Source organism: Metasolibacillus fluoroglycofenilyticus (assembly GCF_003049645.1).
GTDB lineage: Bacteria > Bacillota > Bacilli > Bacillales_A > Planococcaceae > Metasolibacillus > Metasolibacillus fluoroglycofenilyticus.
The window spans coordinates 1651719-1678099 of sequence record NZ_PYWK01000001.1; the positions used below are offsets into that span (position 1 = coordinate 1651719).

At 36.3% G+C, this 26381-nt stretch carries 23 protein-coding genes and 1 other annotated feature; of the genes, 16 read left to right on the plus strand and 7 right to left on the minus strand.

Annotated elements, in window-relative coordinates; all coding sequences use genetic code 11:
- Positions 1-214: 214 nt before the first annotated feature.
- On the minus strand, positions 215-2110 hold the full coding sequence (locus tag C9J36_RS07715; RefSeq protein WP_107942718.1) for a right-handed parallel beta-helix repeat-containing protein: 1896 nt from the start codon (positions 2108-2110) through the stop codon (positions 215-217).
- A gap of 210 nt (positions 2111-2320) precedes the next feature.
- Here C9J36_RS07715 and C9J36_RS07720 point away from each other — a divergent pair, with 210 nt between their 5' ends.
- From C9J36_RS07720 to C9J36_RS07755, 8 genes are all read left to right on the plus strand, one after another.
- Positions 2321-3151, plus strand: coding sequence for a DUF2785 domain-containing protein (locus C9J36_RS07720; protein ID WP_107942719.1), 831 nt, complete (start codon positions 2321-2323; stop codon positions 3149-3151).
- Positions 3152-3193: 42 nt separating this feature from the next.
- Entirely contained in the window at positions 3194-3823 is a 630-nt protein-coding gene (locus C9J36_RS07725; protein WP_107942720.1) for a hypothetical protein, read from the plus strand.
- Positions 3824-4338: 515 nt separating this feature from the next.
- Positions 4339-7044: an aconitate hydratase AcnA gene (gene acnA / locus C9J36_RS07730; protein ID WP_066163168.1), complete on the plus strand. Its 2706-nt coding sequence runs from the start codon at positions 4339-4341 to the stop codon at positions 7042-7044.
- A 275-nt stretch (positions 7045-7319) separates the two neighbouring features.
- Complete coding sequence (locus C9J36_RS07735; RefSeq protein ID WP_107942721.1) at positions 7320-7820, plus strand: DUF3267 domain-containing protein; 501 nt, start codon at positions 7320-7322, stop codon at positions 7818-7820.
- A 743-nt stretch (positions 7821-8563) separates the two neighbouring features.
- Positions 8564-9922: an S-layer homology domain-containing protein gene (locus C9J36_RS07740; protein ID WP_107942722.1), complete on the plus strand. Its 1359-nt coding sequence runs from the start codon at positions 8564-8566 to the stop codon at positions 9920-9922.
- A gap of 136 nt (positions 9923-10058) precedes the next feature.
- Positions 10059-10703, plus strand: a complete 645-nt coding sequence (locus tag C9J36_RS07745) for an S-layer homology domain-containing protein (protein WP_107942723.1) — start codon at positions 10059-10061, stop codon at positions 10701-10703.
- Positions 10704-10907: 204 nt separating this feature from the next.
- Positions 10908-13109 (plus strand): 5'-nucleotidase C-terminal domain-containing protein, encoded by a 2202-nt coding sequence (locus C9J36_RS07750; protein WP_107942724.1) that lies wholly within the window; start codon positions 10908-10910, stop codon positions 13107-13109.
- Positions 13110-13486: 377 nt separating this feature from the next.
- On the plus strand, positions 13487-15172 hold the full coding sequence (locus tag C9J36_RS07755; RefSeq protein WP_161956394.1) for a methyl-accepting chemotaxis protein: 1686 nt from the start codon (positions 13487-13489) through the stop codon (positions 15170-15172).
- Between the two features lie 208 nt (positions 15173-15380).
- On the opposite strand, the gene C9J36_RS07760 is transcribed toward C9J36_RS07755, so the two are convergent.
- A complete protein-coding gene (locus C9J36_RS07760; RefSeq protein ID WP_066163154.1) occupies positions 15381-15674 on the minus strand; it encodes a YxcD family protein in 294 nt (97 codons plus the stop codon).
- Entirely contained in the window at positions 15662-16126 is a 465-nt protein-coding gene (locus tag C9J36_RS07765; protein ID WP_066163151.1) for a hypothetical protein, read from the minus strand. Before C9J36_RS07765 ends, C9J36_RS07760 begins: the two co-directional genes overlap by 13 nt.
- A gap of 167 nt (positions 16127-16293) precedes the next feature.
- Here C9J36_RS07765 and C9J36_RS07770 point away from each other — a divergent pair, with 167 nt between their 5' ends.
- From C9J36_RS07770 to C9J36_RS17690, 3 genes are all read left to right on the plus strand, one after another.
- Entirely contained in the window at positions 16294-16863 is a 570-nt protein-coding gene (locus C9J36_RS07770; RefSeq protein WP_107942726.1) for a hypothetical protein, read from the plus strand.
- Positions 16864-16906: 43 nt separating this feature from the next.
- Positions 16907-17124 (plus strand) — a binding site (T-box leader).
- 45 nt (positions 17125-17169) lie between these two features.
- Positions 17170-18843 carry an arginine--tRNA ligase gene (argS, locus tag C9J36_RS07775; RefSeq protein WP_107942727.1) on the plus strand — a complete coding sequence of 558 codons (1674 nt, stop codon included), beginning with the start codon at positions 17170-17172 and terminating at the stop codon, positions 18841-18843.
- A 14-nt stretch (positions 18844-18857) separates the two neighbouring features.
- Positions 18858-19064: a metallophosphoesterase family protein gene (locus C9J36_RS17690; protein WP_201261896.1), complete on the plus strand. Its 207-nt coding sequence runs from the start codon at positions 18858-18860 to the stop codon at positions 19062-19064.
- A gap of 69 nt (positions 19065-19133) precedes the next feature.
- Here C9J36_RS17690 and C9J36_RS07785 read toward each other — a convergent pair whose 3' ends face one another.
- Both C9J36_RS07785 and C9J36_RS07790 read right to left on the minus strand, forming a co-directional pair.
- Positions 19134-19397 (minus strand): DUF2619 domain-containing protein, encoded by a 264-nt coding sequence (locus tag C9J36_RS07785; protein WP_430010629.1) that lies wholly within the window; start codon positions 19395-19397, stop codon positions 19134-19136.
- A 123-nt stretch (positions 19398-19520) separates the two neighbouring features.
- A complete protein-coding gene (locus C9J36_RS07790; RefSeq protein ID WP_066163144.1) occupies positions 19521-19892 on the minus strand; it encodes a nucleotide excision repair endonuclease in 372 nt (123 codons plus the stop codon).
- 302 nt (positions 19893-20194) lie between these two features.
- On the opposite strand from C9J36_RS07790, the gene C9J36_RS07795 reads away from it, so the two are divergent.
- The 5 genes from C9J36_RS07795 (at position 20195) to C9J36_RS07820 (ending at position 24502) form a co-directional block, all read left to right on the plus strand.
- On the plus strand, positions 20195-20581 hold the full coding sequence (locus tag C9J36_RS07795; RefSeq protein ID WP_107942728.1) for a MerR family transcriptional regulator: 387 nt from the start codon (positions 20195-20197) through the stop codon (positions 20579-20581).
- Between the two features lie 38 nt (positions 20582-20619).
- Positions 20620-21951 (plus strand): hemolysin family protein, encoded by a 1332-nt coding sequence (locus C9J36_RS07800; RefSeq protein ID WP_066163140.1) that lies wholly within the window; start codon positions 20620-20622, stop codon positions 21949-21951.
- Positions 21952-22154: 203 nt separating this feature from the next.
- The gene (locus tag C9J36_RS07805) at positions 22155-22568 is read left to right on the plus strand and encodes a YugN family protein (protein ID WP_066163139.1); all 414 of its coding nucleotides are present in this window, start codon (positions 22155-22157) and stop codon (positions 22566-22568) included.
- Positions 22569-23080: 512 nt separating this feature from the next.
- A complete protein-coding gene (locus tag C9J36_RS07815; RefSeq protein WP_107942730.1) occupies positions 23081-23749 on the plus strand; it encodes a M15 family metallopeptidase in 669 nt (222 codons plus the stop codon).
- A 234-nt stretch (positions 23750-23983) separates the two neighbouring features.
- A complete protein-coding gene (locus C9J36_RS07820; RefSeq protein ID WP_107942731.1) occupies positions 23984-24502 on the plus strand; it encodes a hypothetical protein in 519 nt (172 codons plus the stop codon).
- A 338-nt stretch (positions 24503-24840) separates the two neighbouring features.
- Here C9J36_RS07820 and C9J36_RS07825 read toward each other — a convergent pair whose 3' ends face one another.
- Positions 24841-25938, minus strand: coding sequence for a type I restriction endonuclease (locus C9J36_RS07825; RefSeq protein WP_107942732.1), 1098 nt, complete (start codon positions 25936-25938; stop codon positions 24841-24843).
- A 137-nt stretch (positions 25939-26075) separates the two neighbouring features.
- Positions 26076-26321 carry a hypothetical protein gene (locus C9J36_RS07830; protein ID WP_107942733.1) on the minus strand — a complete coding sequence of 82 codons (246 nt, stop codon included), beginning with the start codon at positions 26319-26321 and terminating at the stop codon, positions 26076-26078.
- Between the last annotated feature and the right edge of the window lie 60 nt (positions 26322-26381).

The window sequence follows — 26381 nt, forward strand, 5'->3', positions numbered from 1 at the left end:
TAACCGCAGGAGCACATTGTTTTCGTACCGATAGCAAGGAGACAGGTATAGAACCCCCTCCCTCATATAGATGACAAGACCTCTAATAAATGCATACGGTGAAAGAAAATCCATCAACTATTAACCTAGCCACAGAATGTGTACCTAAAGCTAAATTTAGAAAAGGGTTAGATAAGGCGTAGCTGATGAATAAATACAGAACGAATATTCATATTTAATTTCCACTAGCTTCATCAATGAAAAGATGCTGACTATCTTTATTGTTAATCCTTGAATGCTGAATGGTCATTTCAGAAAAATGTCTTGCTTGCACATTTGCCAATTGCTTATTATTCGTTATCTTGCAGTGCTCAATAGAAGCTTTAGAATAGTGAGAAATAGCTATATTTATTGTATTTTGGTTTAACAGCTGTGTTTGCAGCAGCTTAATCTTAGTGTGTAGCGTCGCGATAATTTGTGTGTCTTTATGCTCTGTAATTTGACAATTTTCAATGCGAGCATCGCAAGAATCCGTAAGCGTAAGTGCATTTCGGAGCCCCTTTTCAATGGTACTATCAAGCATGACAAGTGAGCTATGATGAAGCACAATTTGTTGCAAAAGGTGCGCGGATATGATGCTACGTGTAATGTGGACGAAGCAATTATTAGCCGCTTTAATGGCTTCAAAACGTCCATTTTTAAGCTTGGAGTCGACAATATAAATTTTTGTCGAATTATTTCCTGTAATTTGTGTATGATTTTCGTCATAAACTGTACTTTTTGTCATATATAATAGAGAGGAATCTGCGATATACATACCTTTACCACGAATGAATTTACTTTTATGAATAGTAATACTTGATTTTTGCGTTGCATTAATATGTGATAGGTTGTTATCTGAAAAGTGGTTATTTTCAATCATAACCGCCGCTTCTTGCTGCGCTGTTAAGCCATGGCCGTCATTTCTTATGAATTGATTGTCGAATGCAATAAGCTCGCTATTGTCAATTGTTATGGCTGATTGAATATGACCGCTGACAACGCTACGTAGCAAAGTGCAATGTGAATGTTGCTGTGCTACGATACCTAGCTGTCCGGTGCAAAATGTACATTGTTCAACGGAAACGCTTGACCGTTCTGACAATAATAATTGGATAAGCTCGTTATGTTTAAACGCTGTACGAGAAAAATGAGCAACAGCTTGTTTATGTAGCTCCACACCAATTTTTGAAGAACCATGTAAAGTACTCGTTTGAATGAATAATGCAGATTGGTCATTACCATAAATATGCGCATTATAATTTTGTGAAAAATGACAATTATAAATAGCGGCCTCAGAAAACAAAGCGAGTTGTATGCCGTACTTTTGACCGTATTGGATTTTACAATTGTCCATATGCAATACACTGCCCTGTAACCCAATTTGTGAAGCGCGATGATGTTGTATGGTTGTATTTTGTAGCTTTATTTGACAGCAATCCTTAGCATCTATAGCGCTGTTTCCACCATGCTCAATCGTACTATCATTTATAATAAGCTCACTCGTGCTTTCAATAAGTAACTGTGTACAGCGCTGTTTCGTAAAATGACTGTGTTGAATACTCGCCTTGGCACTTTCTTTTAGTACAATTGCATGTTGCGCATCTTTAAGCTGACATGAGACAAGCTCTAGATGGGCGTTTGTTGCAGTAATATGTGTGGCAGGACATGCTGTTAAGTGACAGTGACTCAAACTCGCTTCACTGCCCTTTTTTAATAAAATAGGCGTATTTGCTAAAGTGCATTCCGTCATTTTCAACAATCCATGACAGACGATTATAGCTTCGTTAAGTGTGTCTCCTTCAAAGTAGCATTGTTGAAACAGAACAGCGCCCTCAACGATAATTTTAATATCATGTCGAAAGGTTAACTTTTCAAAGTGAACGATAACCCCTTTAGGAATGTTTATAGTTCCTGATAGAATGGCGGTCGCATCTTTTTTTCCTTTTAAAGTTAATGACTGGTCAATCCATAGCGGCGTATTATATTGACCGGGCATTAAAATTAAACTATCGTTATGTTGTGCCTTTTTTAAAGTAGTGGATAGTGATTTAAAAAAAGCAAATTTTGAAGCAGACACTTTATGTATCATTGTAACGAAACCTCATTTCATCTAATTGTCTTGTCAGTATGACCAAAAATAGTAAAGAATTTTCAAGTGAATAATGAAAAGTTTCAAGTGTGATTAGTCAAAAAACAAAAAATCTAAAAATTCTTAAAAAACAAACTTTTATTTGATTAATGCTATGAAAATAATTGGGCATCTATTACAATAGAAGTAGATATACACGGAGGCGCAAGTATGACAACGATTTACGAACCATTGCTGCAAATGGATTACGAGCAAAGAAAACAATATATGCAACAGCATAGTGAGAAAGTATTAAGCGAGTTATTGCAGCATATAGGCTATGCAAATGAAGAGCATCACGATAAAATCGTGTATCGGCTTTTTGGGGAGCTGTTAACCGAGCGACTTTGGTCGAAAGAACAGCTAGTGAGGACGGCACTTATATTGCCAACAAATGATTATTTATTTAAAAACATGACAAATAGCGATCAGGAGAGCGTTTTTACACGTTCATTTTCAGCACTTTGGCTCGTTTATTTATTATATTTTGATCGCGAGCGTTCATTTTTAACAAAAGAGGAAGCGCAGTTTGTTATGGTGGAAGCGAGCCGTTATTTAGAGCAGGAGCAAGATGTTCGAGGCTTTGTCCAAGGCAAGGGCTGGGCACATAGCGTGGCGCATGGCGCTGATTTACTTGCTACGATGCTGACACACCCACATTTTCCACCTCATTTAGTTCCTGTAATTTTACAAGGGATTAAGGCAACATTTTGGAAAGGGACAGCTTTTCTTGATGATGAGGAAGAGCGCCTAGCGCAAGTTTTTGAGCAATTAATCACAACTGATTTTCCAGAAGAAGTATGTATTGAATGGGTGGAACAAGTATTTGATAAATTAGCTTTTCAACGTAATAACGAAGGCTATACTGCACAGTTTTTCCATGCAAGAACAAATATTTTACGCTTTATGCGTACATTGTACTTCACATTGAAATTTTCGCATAAAATGCCCCAATTACAAGGCGTTGTCTCAATTTTCATCGGTAAGTGGACGAAATTGTGATGCAAAAGAAAAGCATATTTCGAAAGAGAAAGGGTGTGCCAAATGAAACGTAATTCTATTCAAAATTATCATACAATTTTTTCAATCGAAGAAGGACAAATCGATGAGTTTTTTCAAGTATATGATACCTTTCAATATTTATTACCATTAATAGAACATCAGCCTACAGAAAATGTGGAATGGCGCATGGTGTTCAGTAATTGGCTATTTCTCTCTACTGAAAATACAGAGCTGCGTATTTGCCCTTCAAAAAGCAATATCTATCATCCAACAAGTGCGCTATTCAGGGAGCTACTGAAACGTCCGCTAATGCAAAATTGCAAGGAGGAAGTAATGCATAGCGAACAGTATACGTATATTGCCGCAATTACAATAGCGATGGAAGTACTAAACTGGTACAAGCAAAGCCTTCATATTAAAAAAGATGAATTTCAAATGATTTCAATGTTGCTGACGAACTGTACTGCAGGTATACAAAAGGGACAAGAGTATATGCTATTAAAAATGTCCTCAGATTTAGTGGAGCAAATGACGAATGGCTCAAATTTATCATTGGAGCTTGACTACTGTTTAATGAATGCAATGCAAAAAGCTAAAAAATTGTATGAGCTGTTTTATGAGCAAGAAGAAATATACTATTGCAAAGAGCTGTATTATAGCAAGCTTTGCTAATGCCGGTATTACTTTCTAATGGGGGCTCTAAAATAGTAAACTAGCGCAAGTATGTTGATTATGTGAAGCTTGCCCATTTATTGGCATGTTTTAATAGGGAGAATATTTTTTATTAGGCAAATGCTCGTTGATGGCAGTGAAGGAGGCGACTCCATTGGGATTAAAGGTAGGGAGGCTAAGGTCGCCATGTCCTGTGGCAACGCCTACTTAACCAACATCGTATAGGCTTCAAACTGAGAATCCATTTATTTCGGCGTTCAGCGAAATAAATTAGTTGAGGCTGCACCCCAAGGAAAGCATTCTCCGTAACGGAAATCAATAAATTTTAGGTGTTCTTTTTAAAATAAAGGATAATCAATACACTTGACGCTATTGCATAGGGTCATAAAAAAAACTTATCGCAAAACATAATATTAATGTATTTTACTTATGTATAAAAATAAGTTATTATAAGAACTGGAGAAAAGAAGCTTTATAAATATCTTTTCAAATAAGAAAATATAGGGGGAACAACAATGGCACAAGAGAATTTACACAACAGCCGCGCTTCGTTCGAAGTAAATGGTAAAACATATAATTACTACCGTTTATCTGCAATTGAAGAAGCGGGTATTGCAAACGTTTCACGCCTACCTTATTCAATTAAAGTATTATTAGAATCTGTTTTACGTCAATATGACAACTATGTAATCAAAGAAGAGCATGTTAATGAGTTAGCAAAATGGGGCAAAGATGTTAATACGGAAGCTGAAGTTCCATTCAAGCCATCGCGTGTAGTTTTACAGGACTTCACTGGTGTACCAGTAGTTGTTGACCTTGCATCATTGCGTTCAGCAATGAAAGAAATGGGCGGTGACCCTGCAAAGATTAACCCTGCAATTCCAGTTGATCTTGTAATCGACCACTCTGTACAAGTTGACAAATACGGAAATGCTAACGCTTTAAAAGCGAATATGGACTTAGAATTCGAGCGTAACGCTGAGCGTTATAACTTCTTGAAATGGGCACAAACTGCCTATGACAACTTCCGTGCTGTACCACCAGCAACAGGGATTGTTCACCAAGTAAACTTAGAATACTTAGCACCAGTTGTACACGTAAAAGAAAATACAGATGGTACATTTGAAACTTACCCAGACTCAGTAGTAGGTACTGACTCTCATACAACAATGATTAACGGTCTTGGCGTTCTTGGATGGGGTGTTGGTGGTATCGAGGCAGAAGCAGGTATGCTAGGCCAACCTTCATACTTCCCAATTCCAGAAGTTATTGGTGTGAAATTAATTGGTGAATTACCAAACGGTGCAACAGCAACTGACTTAGCATTAAAAGTAACACAAGTCTTACGTCAACGTGGCGTTGTAGGTAAATTTGTAGAATTCTTCGGTTCAGGTATTACAAAATTACCATTAGCTGACCGTGCAACAATTTCAAACATGGCGCCAGAATACGGTGCAACATGTGGATTCTTCGCAATTGATGAAGAATCATTAAACTATATGCGTTTAACTGGTCGTGATGAAGAGCATATCGCTGTAGTTGAAGCTTACTTAAAAGCAAACGATATGTGGTTCAACCCTGAGCTTGACCCAGTTTACACAGATGTAATTGAGTTAAACTTGGCGGACATCGAACCAAACTTATCAGGTCCAAAACGTCCACAAGACTTAATTCCTTTATCAAAAATGAAGGAAACTTACCGTAGCTCTGTAGTAGCACCACAAGGTACTCAAGGCTTCGGCTTAACTGAAGATGAGTTTGCTAAAACTTCTGTAGCGAAATTTGCAGAAGGTGATGTTGAAATTCCAACAGGTGCGGTAGCAATCGCAGCTATTACATCTTGTACAAATACATCTAACCCATACGTTTTAATCGCAGCTGGTTTAGTAGCGAAAAAAGCAGTAGAGCGCGGTATCAAACCTGCAAAATGGGTTAAAACATCTTTAGCACCAGGTTCTAAAGTAGTAACAGGCTATTTAGAAGCATCTGGCTTACAAAAATACTTTGACGAAATCGGCTTTAACACAGTTGGATACGGCTGTACAACATGTATCGGTAACTCAGGTCCATTATTACCTGAAATTGAAGATGCAATTAAAGATAATGACTTATTTGTTACTTCTGTACTTTCTGGTAACCGTAACTTTGAAGGACGCGTTCACCCATTAGTAAAAGCAAACTTCTTAGCTTCACCACCATTAGTAGTAGCTTATGCATTAGCTGGTACAGTTGATATCGACTTACAAAAAGATGCAATCGCAAAAGATAAAGATGGCAACGATGTATTCTTCGCAGATATTTGGCCATCAACTGAAGAAGTAAATGCAGTATTAGGCGAAGTTGTAACACGTGAGCTATTCCAAAAAGAATACGAAACTGTGTTTACAGCGAACGAAGCTTGGAATGCAATTGAAACTTCTACTGAATCATTATATACATTTGATGAAAAATCAACTTATATCCAAAACCCACCATTCTTCACGGGTCTATCAAAAGAACCTGGTGCAATCCAAGGTCTTAATGACTTACGTGTAATGGCGAAATTTGGCGATTCAATTACGACTGACCATATTTCTCCAGCTGGTGCAATCGGTAAAGATACACCTGCAGGTAAATATTTAATCGAAAATGGTGTGGCAATTCGCGACTTCAACTCTTACGGTTCTCGTCGTGGTAACCATGAAGTAATGATGCGCGGTACATTCGCGAACATCCGTATTCGCAACCAAATCGCTCCAGGTACAGAAGGTGGTTTCACTACGTACTGGCCAACAGGTGAAGTAGAGTACATTTATGATGCATGTATGAAATACCAAGAGCAAGGCACTGGCTTAGTGGTTCTTGCTGGTAACGACTACGGTATGGGCTCTTCTCGTGACTGGGCAGCGAAAGGTACATTCCTACTTGGTATTAAAACAGTTATCGCACAAAGCTATGAGCGTATTCACCGTTCTAACTTAGTAATGATGGGTGTGTTACCATTACAATTCTTAAATGGTGATTCTGCTGATTCATTAGGCTTAACTGGTGAAGAAACAATTTCTGTAAACATTACAGATGCAGTGAAGCCACGTGATATTTTAACAGTTACAGCTACATCTCCAGATGGTACTGTTAAAACATTCGATGCATTAGCTCGCTTCGACTCAGAAGTAGAAGTAGATTACTACCGTCATGGTGGTATCCTACAAATGGTACTACGCGCAAAAGCAGCTGAGTAATAAAATGAAACATTAAGAAAGCTGTCTGAAATGCATGCGAAAGCACTGCTTTTCAGACAGCTTTTATGATTTTATAAAAATGCCTCCTAGTTAAAGAGGGAGCATATAACGTTTTCGATTGTGTGTGGGAAAAAATCAATTGTGCTTTGATTATTTTTATAAAGTTTTATGTTAAAATAAATAGGATGAATTAGTGCTTTTTTGCAAATAAAACTAAAAAGATTTAAGGAGGGACTGTTATAATTTATTGGTTTCGGCACTTACCACAAACAGATATGAATTTTTCAGATTGGACTCCGTTCATACAAAATAATTGGTATCGTAAACATTATATGAAGTTTGTATATCTACTTCAGCTCATCATTTTTCTAATACCTTTTTTCTTCGAAACAGGTTTCACTCAGATTAATATTTTTACTCTCATTATAATCGGTATTTTTGTCTTCATCATTCACGAATGTCTTCATATTATTACAATAAACAAAAAGGGCGATATTAGTTTAACTTTTAGTGGGATATTTTTTTGGCTCAATACAAACGCAATTCTATCCAAAACGAGGTTTTGGCTCTTTATGAGTTTGCCTTTTATTGTATTAACAGTAATTCCAGCCATTATGTCATTATATGTCCCAAGTAATATCAAATCAATCGTATTATTTGTAAGCTGGATAAACGCATGGATTTCCTCCTCAGATATAATTAATTCTTTTTTGATTACAATTAAGCCGAAAAACGCTATTTTTTGCAGAGGCTATTATCGAGTTAAAGAGTATTAAAATCGTTACATAAATATAAACCCATGAAACAAAAAAATAAAAACCTTAAACCTATCCATATATTAAGACAGGCTTGAAGTTTCTTAATTAAGCTAATCTGCTAACTCAGTTAAAGAAGGGCTTTAAACAGTATATTTTTATAAAATTATATTTCTGATTAATAGTTGGAGCTGTCCAAAAAGCCGTGCATAGCCGGCATTTTGGACAGTAGCGATGATGGTTCACAAAATGTTGATTCATATAAACAGAAAACACCTCTTTTAAAAATGGGATGAACATTGGCTTTAGCAGTGTTATCTTTCAGTAAAAGGGAAGCGATGAAAACATTGATTTCAATGCGGCGGCAAAACAAAATGGACTTTTCGGACACCTCCGTTTCAAGGCATCAGCTATGAATGGATACACTTTCTCACTAAATCAAATTCTGTCGAAACGAGCCATAATTTTAAGAAATTTGTCGAAATTGTAAAAAACAATTCCAAACTTCTGGATTTATGCACAATATTTATGTAAAATGAAAGTTATACGATTTAATTAATAAATAGCTTTGTACAGTGAAATTGTACTACTAAGTACATATGAAACACCTTCATCTAATAATTTAATAGATGAAAGCTTATTTTGTTTCTTATTCAGTAGCCGTGTCAAACAGCTACTAAATTAAGATATAGACTTTGGCGACTTTATGTATAATCTATGTAAGGTTAGCTAAGGTAGAATTGATTTGAGGAGGATATATTAGAATGAAAAAGAAGTTTTACACAGTAGCGGTTGCTTCATTAGCAGCGACAGCAGTGGCAGTAGCACCAGCTTCAGCAGCGGGGTCTTTTACAGATGTTGCTAAAGATAATGCACATTTCGAGGCGATTACAGCATTGCAAACGGCTGGAGTTATTAGCGGTTATCCAGACGGTACATTCAAACCAGCACAGGACGTGACACGTGGACAAGCAGCAAAAATGCTTGCTGGAGCACTTGGTCTTGATACAAAAAATGTAGAAAACCCTAACTTTGCAGATATTCCAGTATCACATCAATACTACGGTCCTATCGCAGCATTAGCAGCGCTTGGTGGTATCGAATATTATGAAGATAATACAGTAGAGCCGAATGAAGCGATTACACGTGAAGAATTTGTGTTTATGTTAGCAGCAGGGCTTGGTGTTGATGCAGAGGACGAAATTGAAAATGCAGAAAACACAATTACACGTGGTGAAGTTGCAACATTGATTTATGAAGTGTTAAGCCATGACGTAGATGAAGAAGAGCAAACAACGACTGAAGATACAGCTACTGTTGAGCAAACAACGGCTGATACAGCGCTACTAGAAACTGTTTTCACAAAAGCGATTGAGAAACAACAAGCTACAACTAGCATGAAAGCAACAATGACAATGACACAATCGATGGATATTCAAGAAGGTGAAGAACGAGTAAAAGTCGATGCTACTGGAAAAATGAATATGTCAATTGTTAACAAACCTATGCAGTTCTTCGTTGAAGGAACGATGTCTATGGTTGAGCCAACAACAGGTGAAACAATTGATATGCCATTAAAGATGTACATGACTGAAAAAGATGGCATGTATATGTATGAAGGCATGACAGGAACTTGGATTAAATATCCATCTGACATGTTTGAAGAAATCTTGGCACAAGCTGGTACGCAAATCAATGCTGCTGAGCAATTAGAAATGTTACAACAATTTGCAACTGATTTCACAATTAAAGAAGCTGATGATTACTATGTTTTATCATTAACAGGTACTGGTGATAAGTTTACTGAGCTAGTTCAAGAGCAAATGTCAGCAATGAACTTAGGGCTAGATGAGGAAGTACTGGCTGAAATGCAAAACTTAAAGTTCGATAAATTCTCTTATGAAATCAAAATTAATAAAGAAACTTTTGATATTGAAGAAATGGTAATGGACTTCGGTATCGGCATGAATATTGAAGGTGTTGTAATGAATATTAAAAACAAATCAACAATGAAATATTCAGATTTCAATGCAGTAACAACAATTACAATTCCTAGTGAAGCATTAGAAAATGCAAAGTCATTGGATGAATTAGATTTATCTGCGGTTGAAGAAGCAGAATAATACATCTAAAAGAAGCGTAGGAGATTTCCTATGCTTCTTTTTTACGTTGTCATTTCTCCTCTATAAATATTAAAATAAAGAAGTCACAGTCCACTATTTTGACAAAAAATCTTAATTATTGTAAGGAGTGTTTTCTATGAAAAACAAAATGTTTTTAGCTATAATGATAGCAGCAGCTATTTCAATTGCAGCACCTGCATCAGCAGCAAATGCGTTCCTAGATGTTTCAGAAAAACATACCCATTACATTTCAATTAAAACACTTGCTAAAGCAAAAATTATTGGCGGTTATCCGGACGGCACGTTTAAGCCAGCTCATTATATAACACGTGGTCAAGCGGCAAATATAATTACAAAAGTACTTGCTATTGATACCAAAAACGTAAAAGAACCATTCTTTTCTGATTTACCAAAAACACATCAATATTATGGAGCGATTGCGGCACTTGCGGAGCGCAAAGCTATTAAACTAGAAGATTTTTTGTTCTATACAGTAAAGCCAAATGAAACAATCACACGTGGTGAAGTCGCGTTCATGCTTGCACAAGCGTTAGAATTGGAAGCACAAGGTACAAGTCCATTTACTGATGATAAATACATCAATATTACATACGACGACTTTGAAGACATATCGCTTGAGCAATGCATTGCAGCCATTTATGAAAATAATATCGCTAAAGGCATTTCATCAAAGGAATTTGGTGTCGAGCAAAATGTAACACGCGGTCAATTCTCAACAATGATTTACAATGTTACGATACTACTTGATAAAGAAAAATAAAGAGATGTTGAAAGCTTAGCTGTAGTAATAACTACAAACGCCATTAAATTAATGTAAAAATACATTTATACAACATGCTAATATGACGGGCATGTTGTTTTTTTGTTAAGAATACTGTGAATTATCTAGTATTCTACAACGCTTTCATGTAAAATTTAAATGTACTGATTATTTAGTAATCTAAAAATGGAGGTAGTTTGCCCAATGAAAAACAAACGAAACAAATTTTATGCAGCAACGGCAGCCGTTGCGGTTACAGCTACTGTTGTCGCTGTAACACCAGCACTAGCAGCGAGTACTTTTTCTGATGTAAAAGCAGGAGATGCTCATTATGAAGGAATTACAGCATTGCATGGAGCAGGTATCATTAGCGGTTATCCTGACGGTACATTTAAGCCGAATCAAAATGTAACACGTGGACAAGCTGCAAAAATTATTGCGGGTGTATTAGGTCTTGATACGAAAAACGTAGAAAACCCTAACTTTGCAGATATTCCAACATCACACCAATATTACGGTCCTGTTGCAGCATTGGCAGCGCTTGATGCTATGGAAATCTATGAAGACAGCACAATCGAACCAAATGAGGCAATTACACGTGGTGAATTGGCTTACATGATTGCACAAGCATTAGGTTTAGAAGCAGAAGGCGATAGCCCATTTACAGATGTACCAGCAGACAATGATTACGCATATTTTGTCACAGCATTATATGAAGCAGGCATTGCACAAGGTATTTCTGAAACGGAATTCGGTGTTGACAGCAATGTAAAACGTGGTCAGCTGGCAACATTTATTTTAAATGCAGTAGGCACTTTGACTGAAGCACCTGAGGAAACACCAGAAGTAACAACAGGTGATACTTTTAATTTATCAATTTTACATGTTAACGATACACATTCTCATACAGATAAACTACCTAAATTAGCAACAGCAGTAAAAGAACAACGTGCGAAGAAGGAAAATGTTTTAACATTGCATGCGGGTGATGCGTTAACAGGCACTTTATACTTTAGCGAATTTAAAGGGAAGGCTGATATTGATTTATTAAATGAAATTGGCTTCGATGCAATGGTTCTTGGTAACCATGAATTTGATTTAGGGGCATCGCCGGAAGGACATCAAGCATTAGTTGATTTTATTAAAGCTGCGAAGTTCCCGATTGTCGATGCCAATGTTGACTTCTCTAATGATGATAAGTTTACTGGTTTGTTTACAGATTTAATCTCAAGTGAGCCTGAAAACGGTAAAATATATCATGGAATTGTAAAAGAAATCAATGGTGAAAAAATTGGGATTTTTGGTCTTACGACAGAAGAGACAAAAGGAATCTCTTCACCGGATGAAGTAACATTCTCAAACTATATTGAAGAGGCAAAGAAAGCAGTAGCTGCATTTGAAGGTATGGGCATAAACAAAATTATTGCCTTAACACATATTGGGTATAGAGACAGTGCTTTGATTGATAATGATATTGTATTAGCGCAAAATGTACCTGGTATCGATATTATTGTAGGGGCACATGATCATACAGAATTATTAACTCCAGATGCTGAGCATTCTGCAAGTGATGCACCGACATTAATTGTTCAAGCACATGAATACGTAAATTATTTAGGAACGCTTGACGTAACTTTCGATGAAAACGGTGTAATTACAAAATATGACGGTGAGTTAATTAAGCTTGGTGAAGTTGCCGATGACGAGAAATTAGTTGAATTATTAGCACCATATAAAGCTAAAGTCGATGAAGTAATGAATGATAAAATTGGTGTATCAATTACAGAAGATTTAGTAGGGGAGCGCGAAGTAACACGTACTAGTGAAACAGCGCTTGGCAATATTATTACAGACGGTATGCTGGCAAAGGCACAACAATACACAGATAAAACGGTTGTAATGGCATTACAAAATAGCGGTGGTATTCGTGCAACAATTCCAGCAGGTGACATTAGTGTAGGTCATGTTATTGAAGTGTTACCTTTTGGGAATACATTGGCGATTATGGATTTAACAGGTGCTGAATTGAAAGAGGCATTTGAATGGTCTGTCAAGGATATACCAGGTGCAAATGGTGCTTTCTTACACATTGCAGGTGCGAAATTACAATATGATTCATCAAAAGAAGCGGGTTCACGTGTTGTATCAATTGAGTACTTCGATCAAGCAACAGGCGAATATGTCGCACTAGAAGATGATAAAACATATACTATCGCAACAAACGCATACACTGCCAAAGGTGGAGATAGCTATGCGGTATTTGAGAAAGCGTACAATGAAGGGCGTGCGACAGAGCTAGGTTTATCCGACTGGGAAAACTTCCGCGAGCAATTACTTTCATTAAAAGAAGTTAAAACAACAACTGAGGGACGCATTATTGACCTTGGGAAACCAGTTGAAGAATAATTAAAATATAAATAAAAAATTGTCTGAGAAGTGTGCGAAGGCACTGCTTTTCAGACAATTTTTTTATTTGCCCTATTTAAGAGAGCAAATCATGAATTCAATGTTTTATTCAAACAAGTAAAACTACAATTTCAATCGCATCAAAAATTGTTCCATCTTCTTAACTATTAGATACCTTTATTGATTTTTCTTAATTGTCGATAAAATTATCAGAATTCTATATTTCGAACTATTATAAAGAGTATAAAGTCATATAATTTTCGAAATGGTTACATGTCCATATTGCTAGAAAATTTACAACTTTCGAATAGCAACATTGACATAGTATAAAAGAAATGAATATAATGGTATTGTGCGCAAAAAGGGGGTATTTTTGTTTGAGTATTGGGAAAAAATTATACATATCTTTAGGTACATTAATCGTAATTATATTTGGTATTTCGGTGTTTAGCTATTTACAAATATCGAATGTAAACAATAGATATAATGAACTAATAGATAGTCGTTTAGAGCAAATCTATTTGGCAGCAGAGGTCGAATCAAGCGTTGGCGGCCAAGGTGCTTTTTTACGACAATATGTATTAGCGAAGGGCTCGGATGCGTTATCAAGCTTGGAAAAAGAGCAGGCCGCAATTGCAACTTCTTTACAAAGATTAGAAGAGATTGCCTCGCCAGGGACGATGCAAGATTTACTAGCTGAGCTAATTGAAGCAAATGCTAATTATAGTGATGCAGTTGCACGTGTAATAAGCTTAGTTGACGATGGAAAAGTTGATAGTGCAATTCCAATACTAAATATTGAGGTTCGTAATGTTCATAATAAACTAAGTACAGCAGCGAATGAAATGCTTGTTTATAATAAGGAACGATTTACAGAAACTCAACTCGAAACTGGTAAGCAAGTAGAGCAAGTGACAATTATTTTAATGGCAATTTCAATTATTAGTATAGTAATAGGTATTGTAAGTGTTATTATTATTATTCGAGTAGTAATTATGCCGTTAAAGAAATTAGCGGGCGCTGTTGACCAAATTGCAACAGGTGATTTAACTGTTGATGATGTCGTAGTTAAATCAAAAGATGAGGTAGCGACGATTGCCACATCCTTTAATGTGATGAAATCCTCATTGCGTGAATTAATTTCTGTAGCCAATCAAAACGCTGAGCAGCTTTCCGTTATTTCGAGAGAACTGACAACAAGTACAGCACAAGTATCATCAACATCGACAACTGTTGCCAGCAGTATTGAACAGATTACAGAAAGCACACAAGGATCATCACAAATTGCAATAGATACTTCTGTAGCAATGGATGAAACAGCGTTTGGAATTCAGAATATTGCTGAATCTACGCAAACTGTACACAATGAAGCACAAAATACACAAGCGGTTGCAAGCAAGGGGCTTGTAACAATTGCAGATGCGAAGGAGCAAATGCAAGATATTTATAGCTCAACAAAGCTGACGACAGAATTGATTTCTAAATTAATTGCACATTCTGAGCAAATTCAAAGTATTTCGAATGTAATAACAGATATTACAGATCAAACGAACTTATTAGCATTAAATGCAGCAATTGAAGCGGCTCGAGCTGGAGAGCATGGAAAAGGTTTTGCAGTCGTTGCAGACGAGGTGCGTAAACTAGCAGAGCAATCCAAATCCTCTGCTAATTTAATTGTTAATTTAACATCTGAAATTTTACATGAAACGAAAAATGTAGAGGGCGCTGTTGCGGAAAGTTTGCAGCGCGTTGAAGCAGGGGTGAAAGTAATTGAAGTAGCCGGTGATTCGTTTAATCAAATTACAGGTGCTGTAGAAAATATGACAATGCGTATTGCAGATGCATCTGCTGTCACAGAGCAAATTTCTGCCGCGACTGAGGAAGTATCGGCATCTGTATCAGAGCTAGCATCAAATGTAAGTGGCGTGGCTGGAAATACGGAAGAAATCGCGCAGCAAATCGGTGAGCAGGTAGCGTCAATTCAGGAGATTAATGCTGTATCGACAGAGCTTGAAATTAAAGCTGAGGAACTTGCGCAAGCAATTGCGAAATTCAAAATATAAAAAATTAAAGTGAAAATTGTTTGAAAAGTGTGCAAAGACACTGCTTTTCAAACAATTTTTGCTTTTTATTGATAATATCAGCATTTTTTAGTAAAGAAGAAATTATCCTTGAAACAATAGGAATATGATTTTTATTTATTCATTTTAAAACAGGATAAATATAAAAGAACGGCTGAAAAGCATTGCTTTTCAGACGTTCTCTATAAGATTACCATGAAACGTTAGCAATCATACCTTCTTCTTCGTCAATATCGAGGGTAATTCTAGCGCTGATTGAATCGCGTTGTAGCTCCTCGTCAATATAGAGGCGCAGTGCGGTAACGAAATTTACTGAATTATAAAGCTCCATTTGTCCGTTGACATAGGCCTCAGCTGTATAGCCTGCTAAATCGTCATACATTAACTCTACTTCTACATTTTCAGGCTGCGTATTTTTAAAGCGTGCATGGAAAAGGCAAATGGCATTGATTAAATCTTGCTCAAACAATGTTAGTTGTTCCATGTTTTTGATGTCTCTTCTTTCTTTTTACGCGTCATTACTTGATAAATTTTAATACATAGAAAAACAATTACTGCAATTGCTGCGGCATTAACCATAAAGCCTAAAATAGAGCCTAAAATACCTAAGTCACCGAATAAACTACCAAATAATAGACCTGCTAAACCACCGATGAATAACCCTTTCATTAAGCCACCAGATGTAAAGCCACCTTTTTTCGTTTGTGTTGTATCATTATTTGAGTTATTTTTATTGTTTTGATTTGTAACTGTTGAGTTATTTTCTTGGTCTTTCTTCTGAATATTTGATTGATTATTATTATTAGTTTTGAAGCCTTTTTTACCTGATTTATAGGACTTTGCTTCTACTTGATGATCCCCACCAAAAAATAATGTTGTGCCTACACTCGAAAAGACAAGTGTAAATGCTAAAAATACTGCTGCAAGTTTTTTCATGTTTTTCCTCCGTTATTCTAACAATAAAATTTTCTACAGAAATAGTATATCAAAATTACGATTAGAAGAAAAATAAATGCGCTAACAATTTCATTCAGCTCTATGCTCACGCTGAAAAATATGGTATCGTTGTACAATATGTCTACCATTTTTAAGGGGGAATTGAGATGTCAGCACAGCAGCAATACAATGGTCTTATACTTTTAACATCCTACATACAACGTATTTATATAGCGGAAAAAATCAACGAACGCATTGGTGTGCAGACAAATCCAAGTCGTTTACAAGCAGCAAAAAACTATTTGGATGAATTGAATATGATAATGCCTTTATTCGAGCAAACACGTGAATTAACAGATACGCAGTTAAAGCGAGTGAAAGAAATAACGATGAGTACAAAGCATTTAATGGATGGATATTTCCCACAACCGCCGTTTAGCTTTGTACAAAAGCTTTCGATTGTCGGCTCTTCTTTATACGGTGAGCAATTAATGAATACCGGAGTACTTCGCCTAGGACAGCTATTTCAAAAAGAAGTTGGAAAGGATTTTGAAATGCGCGTAAAATTTTATAAGGAGCGCACCGAATTCATTGATGCTGTAGTACATACGCTATACAGTAAGGAAGAGATAGAACTGAGCTTGCAGCAAATTATTGCAAATTGGTTTGAAGGCATTATGGCAAATCGTAAAAATGTGTTACAGGATATGGAGAAAATCAATCCTTTTTTTGCTTGACGGATAATTTTTTAGTTGCTAGAATGAATCCTAACTTTAATATTCATATTCGATGAAAAAGACAGTAGCTATTTGGCAATGCGAAGCGAGTTAGGGACGGTGTGAGCCTAATGCAAGAAGAATAGCGAAGCGCACTTTGGAGAAATTGCCTGAAAGACTAGTAGGGTAAATCGGGGAGGCTACCCCGTTATTAACAAGAAAGCGGTCACTTCATGTGACAACTAGAGTGGTACCACGGGATTAATAGCTCTCGTCTCTATTTTATAGAGACGAGGGCTTTTTTTATGTAGAAAAGGAGAGACACAAATGAAAGAACAGTTAGCAGCTTTATTAAGTGCAGCATCGCAGGGAGATTTATCTGTGCAGGAGGTAATGACATTACTCGAAAAGCCGAAGCATGAGCATTTAGGTGATATTGCTTTTCCCTGCTTTTCACTAGCAAAAAAATATAAAAAGGCACCGACGCTTATTGCGACGGAGCTGGCTCAGCACATTCAGGCAGACTTTATTCAAGAGGTAAGGGTGGAGGGCGCCTATATAAACTTTTATTTGCAACAACTACCAATTGCACAGCAAATTGTCACACAAATACTTGCAGAGCAGCAAAAATACGGCTCACGCGCAATAAATAACGAAACAATTGCACTTGATTTTTCCTCGCCAAATATAGCTAAGCCATTTTCGATGGGCCATTTACGTTCAACAGTTATTGGTCATGCGCTTGCCAATATTGCTGAAAAAATGGGCTATCAAACAGAGCGCATTAACCACTTAGGCGATTGGGGAACACAATTTGGCAAGCTCATTGTCGCTTATAAGCTATGGGGAAATAAAGCTGCAATTGAGGCCAACCCCATTGAGGAATTATTAAAAATCTATGTCCGTTTCCATCAGGAGGCGGAGCAAAATGAAGCATTAAATGAACAGGCACGCCAGGCATTTAAGGCATTAGAAGATGGTGATGCAAAGACGCATGCATTATGGCGCTGGTTTAGAGAGGCTTCTTTGAAGGAATTCCAATCAATATATGAGTTGCTCGGTGTAGCGTTTGATAGCTATAATGGCGAAGCATTTTATAATGATAAAATGGCAAGTGTTGTTGTCGAGCTCGAAGCAAAGCAGCTATTAATAGAATCGGATGGTGCTATGGTCGTATCGTTAGAAGATATGCCCCCATGCTTGATTACCAAAAATGACGGTGCAACACTTTATGCCACACGTGATTTAGCAGCAGCTATTTATCGTCAGGAAACATATAAGCCAGCGAAGGTTTTTTATGTCGTAGGTAATGAGCAATCATTACATTTTAAACAACTATTTACAGTGTTAAAGAAAATGGGGCATCAGTGGGCAGAAAATTATCAGCATATTCCTTTTGGAATGATGCTCGTTGCTGGTAAAAAGATGTCGACGCGAAAAGGCAAAGTTGTACTGCTCGCCGATGTATTAAAGGAAGCGATGGACGCAGCATTACACAATATCGAGGAGAAAAACCCAACACTTGCAAATAAAGAGCAGGTCGCAAAGCAAGTCGGTATTGGTGCAGTGATTTTTAATGATTTGAAAAATGACCGGATGCATGATATTGATTTTGACATCGAGCACATGGTCACATTTGAAGGAGAAACAGGTCCATATGTACAATATACATATGCGCGTATCCAAACATTATTAAAGAAAGGTGCTTATATAGCGCAACAGCCAACGCTAGGCTATCTAGATGAGACTGCTTGGCCACTAATTAAACAATTGCAAGATTTCCCTGCTTACTTGGAAAAGGCATTCAATGATGCTGATCCATCACAAATTGCCAAATATAGCTTGCTATTAGCTCGCAACTTTAATAAATACTATGCCCAAACGAAATTGCTGAGTGGCGACGATTTGCAGCAAGCCCGCTTAGCCGTTGTAGATTGTGTAGCGATTGTGTTACGCGAAAGCTTGCGTCTACTAGGTATTGAAAGTCCTGAAGAGATGTAAGGAGGCGTGCACCAATGCAATTTGCACTTTTGACAGATATTCATGGCAACGCTCAAGTCTTACAAAATATTGCAGAGCGCGGGATAGAGAAAATTTATTGCACAGGGGACCTCATAGGTATCGGTCATCAAACAAATGAAGTGTTGCAGCTATTATCTATGCTGCCTAAATGTAGGATTGGGATTTTATCGAAGTTGCCTATGATTATGCTCAATATATAGAGGATTTTAAGCAAACAAATATACCTGATAAAGAATTTATTTTACAAGCATTTTATCAGCAGTGATTAATTACTTCATCCGTAAGCTTATAAAAATAAGAAATATCCCACTGAATAGGCAGAGCATTTTCGGAAGTGAAATTTTATCCTGCATGCCAGCTAAGCCAATTCCTGTTGTAATGATGAAAATAATAGGACCAACTAGTGCAAGTGATGTGTTGACAATAAAAGCCTTTTCTAAATTATCAAGCTTGTACATGATAAGTGCGGCAAAGATATCAACGCTACCAGATAAAATGCGTAGCCAAATCATATAGAGTAGTGCCAGTTCCACAGTTGTTCCACCTTTCACTTAGATGCTCTACTATATGATAGAAGATAAGCATTTATCATAATAAGATTTTCAACTTATTAAAAAAGCCTCTGCTATGTATAGAGCACAGCAGGGGCTTTTCACTTAAAAGAAAACTTTTTCTGTATTATATTTAGCACGCAATGTATTAATCGCATACGTTTCGTAAATTTCACGTTCCATCGGATCTTCGATTTCGTACACTTCAATTTTAAAAATTTCATCACGGTGTTTTTTCATCGGTGAAACATTGTCTTCAAAATGCTTTTTAATACGCTGGCGAATTTTACGTGCTTTCCCGACAAATAAAAGCTCATTTTTTTCATTATAGAAAAAGAAAATACCGCCCTTATCGCGTGTGATTTTGTGGAAATCAATGAAGCCATGGAATGGTGTAATTTCTACATCGCCTGGTTTTAATACTTGTTCACGCTGACGAATAACAAGGTCTGGTTTTGGTAATTCAATTTTAATCAAAAAATTCACGTCCCTTACTGTATTGAAGCTTTATTTTATCACTAATTAATGAATTTGACTATTAGAAGATAAATTCATTAGAGTATAAGAGGTGATATGCCATTATTAATCTACATATTATACGACACTGTATAGAAGAATTTACTTTTTTACTCACGTCTATTATTCATACAAAAACGATATTTATTTCTCGCAGAATTAATAATAATAAATGAGAGTTAATATAATTGCAAACAATATTCGTCTACGAGTATACTAAAACTATCACGTGATAGTTTGGAGGGGATTTATTTGGGATCGAGATGCTGAAAATTGGTGAGCTAGCTGAAATGACAGGAATTACAAAACGTACAATTGATTACTATACGAATTTAGGCTTACTAAAGGCCCATCGTTCGAGCTCCAATTATCGCTATTACAATGAAAATTCGATTGCACAATTAAAATTCATTGAGTTAAAGAAAAGAGAAGGGCTTTCATTAGAGCAAATTAAAGCACTAGTTCAAACAGAAATGGCTGACGCTGACATTGCCAATCTATGTATGCATATTCAGCAGCTTGAAAAGGAAGTAACGTTACTTGTTACACGATTATCAAAAGAAAATCCATTAATATGGCAGCATATTAAAAAGAATATGCAGGATGATAGCAAGGCGTTAATTGAATCTTTACAATTTTTAATTACGTAGGAGGTGAAGTCTTACGCTACACTGCGTAGGACAATTTATTGACGACAGGTGTTAATTTAACCATTTTCATTATTTTACTAGCACTAACCGCATTTTTCGTTGCAACTGAATTTGCGATTGTTAAAGTACGCCAATCACGCATTGACCAGCTCGTTGCTGAAGGTGTGAAAAGCGCTCAATCTGCAAAACAAGTAACCACTCATTTAGACGAATATTTATCAGCTTGTCAATTAGGTATTACAGTGACAGCACTTGGTATCGGTATGGTTGGAGAAAAAACATTCGAATTTTTCTTACATCCTTTTTTCGAGTTTCTTGGCATTGGTACAAATTATATTCAAGCGTTTACAATTGGAGGCGCTTTCGTAATTGCAACATTTTTACACGTAGTCGTAGGAGAGTTAGCACCAAAAACGATGGCTATTCAAAAGGCAGAGCAAATTACGCTACTTTGCGCCAAACCTATTATGCTTTTTTATAAAATTTTATATCCATTCATTTGGTTCTTAAATGGCTCCGCTCGTATTTTAGTTAGCCTGTTTGGCATGAAGCCCGCAAGCGAGCATGAGCTGTCACATACTGAAGAGGAGCTACGATTACTGCTAGCGGAAAGCTTTAAAAGTGGTGAAATTAATAAAAACGAACTGAAATATGTAAATAACGTTTTTGAATTTGACGATACAATTGCCCGCGAAATTATGGTTCCTCGTACAGAAATCATTGGCTTTGATATTTCTGCCAATTTACAGGAGGTCATTACCCGAATTTCAGAGGAACGTTACACACGTTATCCTGTCTTTGATGGCGATCGAGATAATATTATTGGCTTTTTCAATATTAAAGAAATTTTAACATTAGGCATTAACAATCGTATTAGAGAAGAAACATTTAAAATTGAGGATTTCGTTAACCCTATCATTAAAACGATTGAAACAATTCCTATTCAAGATTTATTAACAAAAATGCAAAAAGAGCGCATTCATATGGCTGTTTTATTAGATGAATATGGAGGTACATCTGGCTTAGTAACTGTCGAAGATATTTTAGAGCAGCTTGTTGGTGAAATACGCGATGAATTTGACGGAGATGAAGTTCCTAATATTCGGAAAATAGGAGAGAATCATTACATTTTATATGCAAAAATGCTATTAGACGACGTCGCAAATCTATTACATATCGAGCTGGAAAACCCAGATATTGATACAATTGGTGGTTGGTATTTTTCGCAAAATACAGATTTAATCGATGATATCGTAATCGAATACGAAAATTATGCCTTTTCCATCTATGAAAAAGAAGATATTTATTTACGCTATATCGAAGTGAAAAAATTAGAAAATGAGCAACCTGCTGAAGATGTAATAGAATAATTGCAAATTATCACGCAGTAACGAGCAGTAAGATACCCACTTCAAGAAAAATAAAGGTGCGAGATTTACTGCCCGTAAAAGCCCTGATTGGTTCAAATTCAATCTGAGGGAAACTGAAGTTTCACTTTATGAGAAAATCCTTTTAAACAAGCTGTTTAAAGGGATTTTTTTTGGCTACACTCCATAGCAAGGAGGTAGATATTATGTTATTGTTAGAAACGGCAATTGTAGGACGTGAAGCGAAGTACGGCTTACTACGCAACCAAATTTGCAAATATGGCTTTTCGATTGGTGGCAATTGGGATTATGACCGCGGGAGTTTTGATGTAGCGCTATGGCGTGGAGGAGGTACAACAATTTATTTACGTGCCCCATTCGTTGTAGTAGAAGGTGAAATGGATTGTTATGATTGCATCATTCGCTTTCAGAAGCCATTTATTATTAAACATATTGTAAATGTGGGACTCGATTATGATGAAAGCTCCTGGTTAGATGCAACGGGTGCGAGCCAATTTCAATCACCGGTCGAAAAAGATGCAGAAATCTTTCAAAAAGGAAGATGGATTGCCACAGGACAGGAAGTTGTTCAAAATCATATAATGCCGTATATTCATTAATATTGTTTAGTTTTTGTCTAGGGCTGTTATGCTACATTATAAAAGAACGCGCATAATGTTTTTTCTAAAGGAAGGCTGTCCGAAAAGTGTGTATCTTTTCGGACAGCCTTTTGTTGCATTATTATGCCAAAGTCCAATGCGTGCGAGACAATGAAAATTCAATTTTCGGTTTCATTCGGAACTCAGTGTTTCTCGCTTTTTCAAAGACTTTTGAAGGAGCATCACCGACAATGAAGTTATCCGAAAAGTCCATTTTGTTTTGTCACCGCATTGAAATCAATGTTTTCATCGCTTCCTTTTTACTGAAGGATAACACTGTTAAAGCCAATGTTCATCAGATTGTTAAAAAAGACGTTTTCTGTTTTTATGAATCAACATTTTGCGAAACATCATCGCTACTGTCCAAAATGCTGGCTATGCTCGGCTTTTTGGACTTTTCTATTTTCTAATATAATTCGCACAATTAACAGTGAAGATACAGCATAAAAATAGAAAGAAAGAAGGTGATATGAATGAGTGTAGAAGCAACAATTAGAGATTTAACCGAGCTACTGCCAGTAGGGCAAACCGCATGCCGACTGTTATTTCAGGAGTGCTACAAAGCAGGTATTCGAAATATTTTCATCACCGAAACATACCGCTCACAGGAACGCCAAAATTATCTTTACGCACAAGGACGTACAAGACCTGGTCCCATTATCACTTGGACGTTAAATAGTAACCATACATCACGTCTGGCATGGGATATTGCTGTTAGTCCACCTAATGTTTTATATGATGCAGCAATATTAAATAAAGTAGGTGCGATTGCTCGAAAGTTGAACATTACGTGGGGTGGCGATTGGCTAGGAAGTGTGGATAGAGTACATTTTGAAATCAAGTCTACGTGGCAAATGCCCTCTGGCTATAAACTAGAAGGTACTGTCATTGTTCCATCGAATAGTAAGCTACAAGTTCAGTTAATTGTAGCGGATCCAAAGGAGGGAATACCAATGTCTCAAATATGGAATCCGGGAAGTCCAGCCATGCAAACAGCTGCAGAAGCCTTTTTAGCCCAAGCAGCCGAAGATGGCATCATCCAAGACTCGCATTTAAAAGATTTGCAAAATAAGCAAATGACAACAGACCGTTTATTAGGGCTATACGTAACGATTGAGCAGCGACGCAGTGCAACGAAATAAATTTGAGCCCAGCTAGTAAAGTGGGCTTTTAAACTTACTTATTAAATTTAAGTCTTTATCATCTTTCAGCAGGTGCAGGATTCACGCTGAAATCCAAGCGATTAAATAGCCTTGTCCCAACCTCCAACGGATATTTCTAGACAAAAGCAAGCGTGGATATATCGCTATTTTTTTACAAAATTCATAGTAGTATGTCTTTAAATTATGTATAGTAATAGATAAGGAGGAGAACTTATGAAAAAAATATTGCCATTCCTATTAGCGTTATCTTTTATTTTAGTAGCTTGTAATCAAAATGTGGAAATCAAGTTACCTGCATCTTTTCTAGAAGGTCAAAATGTAGAGGATGTAATTGCAAATGCTAAGGAAGAAGGAATCAGTGAAGTAACGAAAAATGAGGACGGCTCATTGACATATAAAATGTCAAAGGACAAGCATAAAGAAATGATGCAAGAATTGGAGGATGGGATACTAGAATCAATTGAAGAAATTAAAAGTACGGATAACTTCCCATCAATCAAAGATGTAGACTACGATAAAAAATATACTGAATTTACACTAACAGTTGAAAAAGAAAAGTTTGAAGGAAGCTTTGATGCTATTGCTTCATTTGGACTAGCGATTGCAGGCATGTACCACCAAATCTTTAGCGGTGCAAATGCGGAAGATTATAAAGTAACAATCCATTATAAAGACGAAGTGAACGGCGAAATTTTTGATACAACTGTTTATCCAGATGATTTGAATGAGTAGCCAGTAGAGGAGGATATGTCTGAAAAGCGTGTGAGGATATTGCTTTTCAGACATATTTTTTGCTCTCTATCTGAAATAATCAACATTAAGAAAGATGTATATCATTTTGAAAAGGTTGATGAATAGTCGTTATAAAGTTTTTTCAACTTAAAGATGAACAAGTAGAATTACATTTTTAGTTGCGTTAAAGATGCTTTGCTTTTTCAAACTACACTGTTTTAATTATCATAATCATTCGATACTAACTCATTTGATATAAAAGATACTACTTCGTTTACAGTTTTTATATTATTTAACTCAATCCAACGCAAAATATAATCATGTCCTTTAATTGCTATCTAGCTGTGAATGTATGTGGCAACTAAAGGAATTATTTTGTCACTATGATTAATCAAATCTATTGGTTGATTGAATTCAATAATCGTACGTTCTTTATCGGTAGAAGCATCATTTAACATGATATAGTTTCTGCTTTTTTCAAAGAATACTCGAATAATCCATCTACGAATATTGTTATCAATAATAATATTGAAATAGCTTCGATTGTCACGATAATAAAGGCGATCAGGTGAAATAGCATCCTTTAATACTACCTTTACAATAGAGTAGGTTTCAAGTTCTTCAGGTGTCGTTATAATGCCATCGTCTTCTGATTTTTCAGGTGGTGTTACTAGTTCCTCTTCAGCGGGATCAGGCAGTGTAACACGAACCTTACTATCACCTGTAGATTTTAATGCAGCATTAAGCTTATCATTAACTTTTTCATTGACAATTTGTTTCAGCCCTTTTGAAATTATAGGAGTGAACTTCTCCAATGCATTTTTTGTTTTAACTCCATCATAAATCTGATGCACTAGAAACTTTACAAATTCATCATTCGGTGTATCGAATTGCGTGGATAAATAATCTTTTAGTGCATTTAAGTATTTCAAATCAGAGGCTGTACTTGAAATATTTTCAAGATCAAATGTTTCTTTACGGAATTTTGCGATTTCGTGAATATGTATATCGCGTAATTCCAAAATATTGAACGTGAAAAATGGGGTAGTGTCCATTTTATTAGGTTCTTCAAGGTCTGTGAAAAGCTTATACTCAATTCCATTCGTTAAAATGCCAAATTTGGCTGATGTAGTTCCAAAGTAACGAAACAATTGTGAATCATGTTTTGTCAGATTTTCAGTAACACCTTTACATTCAATTAGTATCACGGGAGCGCCATCGTTTAAAATGGCATAGTCAACTTTCTCACCTTTTTTAATGCCTACATCAGCAGTGAATTCAGGACTAAATTCTAATGGATTAAACACGTCATAGCCCAATGTTTGGAAGAAGGGCATAACAATTGCCGTTTTTGTTGCTTCCTCTGTAGCAATGGAACCTTTCAAACTATCAATTCGTGTTGCTAGATTTTTTAATTGTTCAATGAATTTTTCCATGAATATCCCCCTAATCAATTAGTTAATATTACTCGTGAAAATATACCTATGAAGATGATAAAAAAATAATATAAAACATAAATACTTATTCTTACCAATAATGGTGCATTTAAAGGACATGCTACACACATGTCCTATCAAATATTATGATGATATAAGTCTTTAACAATTTTCATATCTGTTTCAAGTTCTGCAATAGCATTGTCAAATGAGGGTTGTAGCTCAGAATTTTGAGCTGTTTGAGTAACTAAGATATCTGCCGTTGCACGTAAATATGTAAGATCCTCACTATTTTTAACGACTTGATGTGTCACTGTATCAATCTTCGAATCAATTGATTCAACTTTTTTTAGTATAGCTTCAAGAAATTCACGGTCTGTCAAATATTACACCTTCTTTCGTAGGTTCGACTATTTCTCAAGGAGAGGATTGTACAAAAGCTT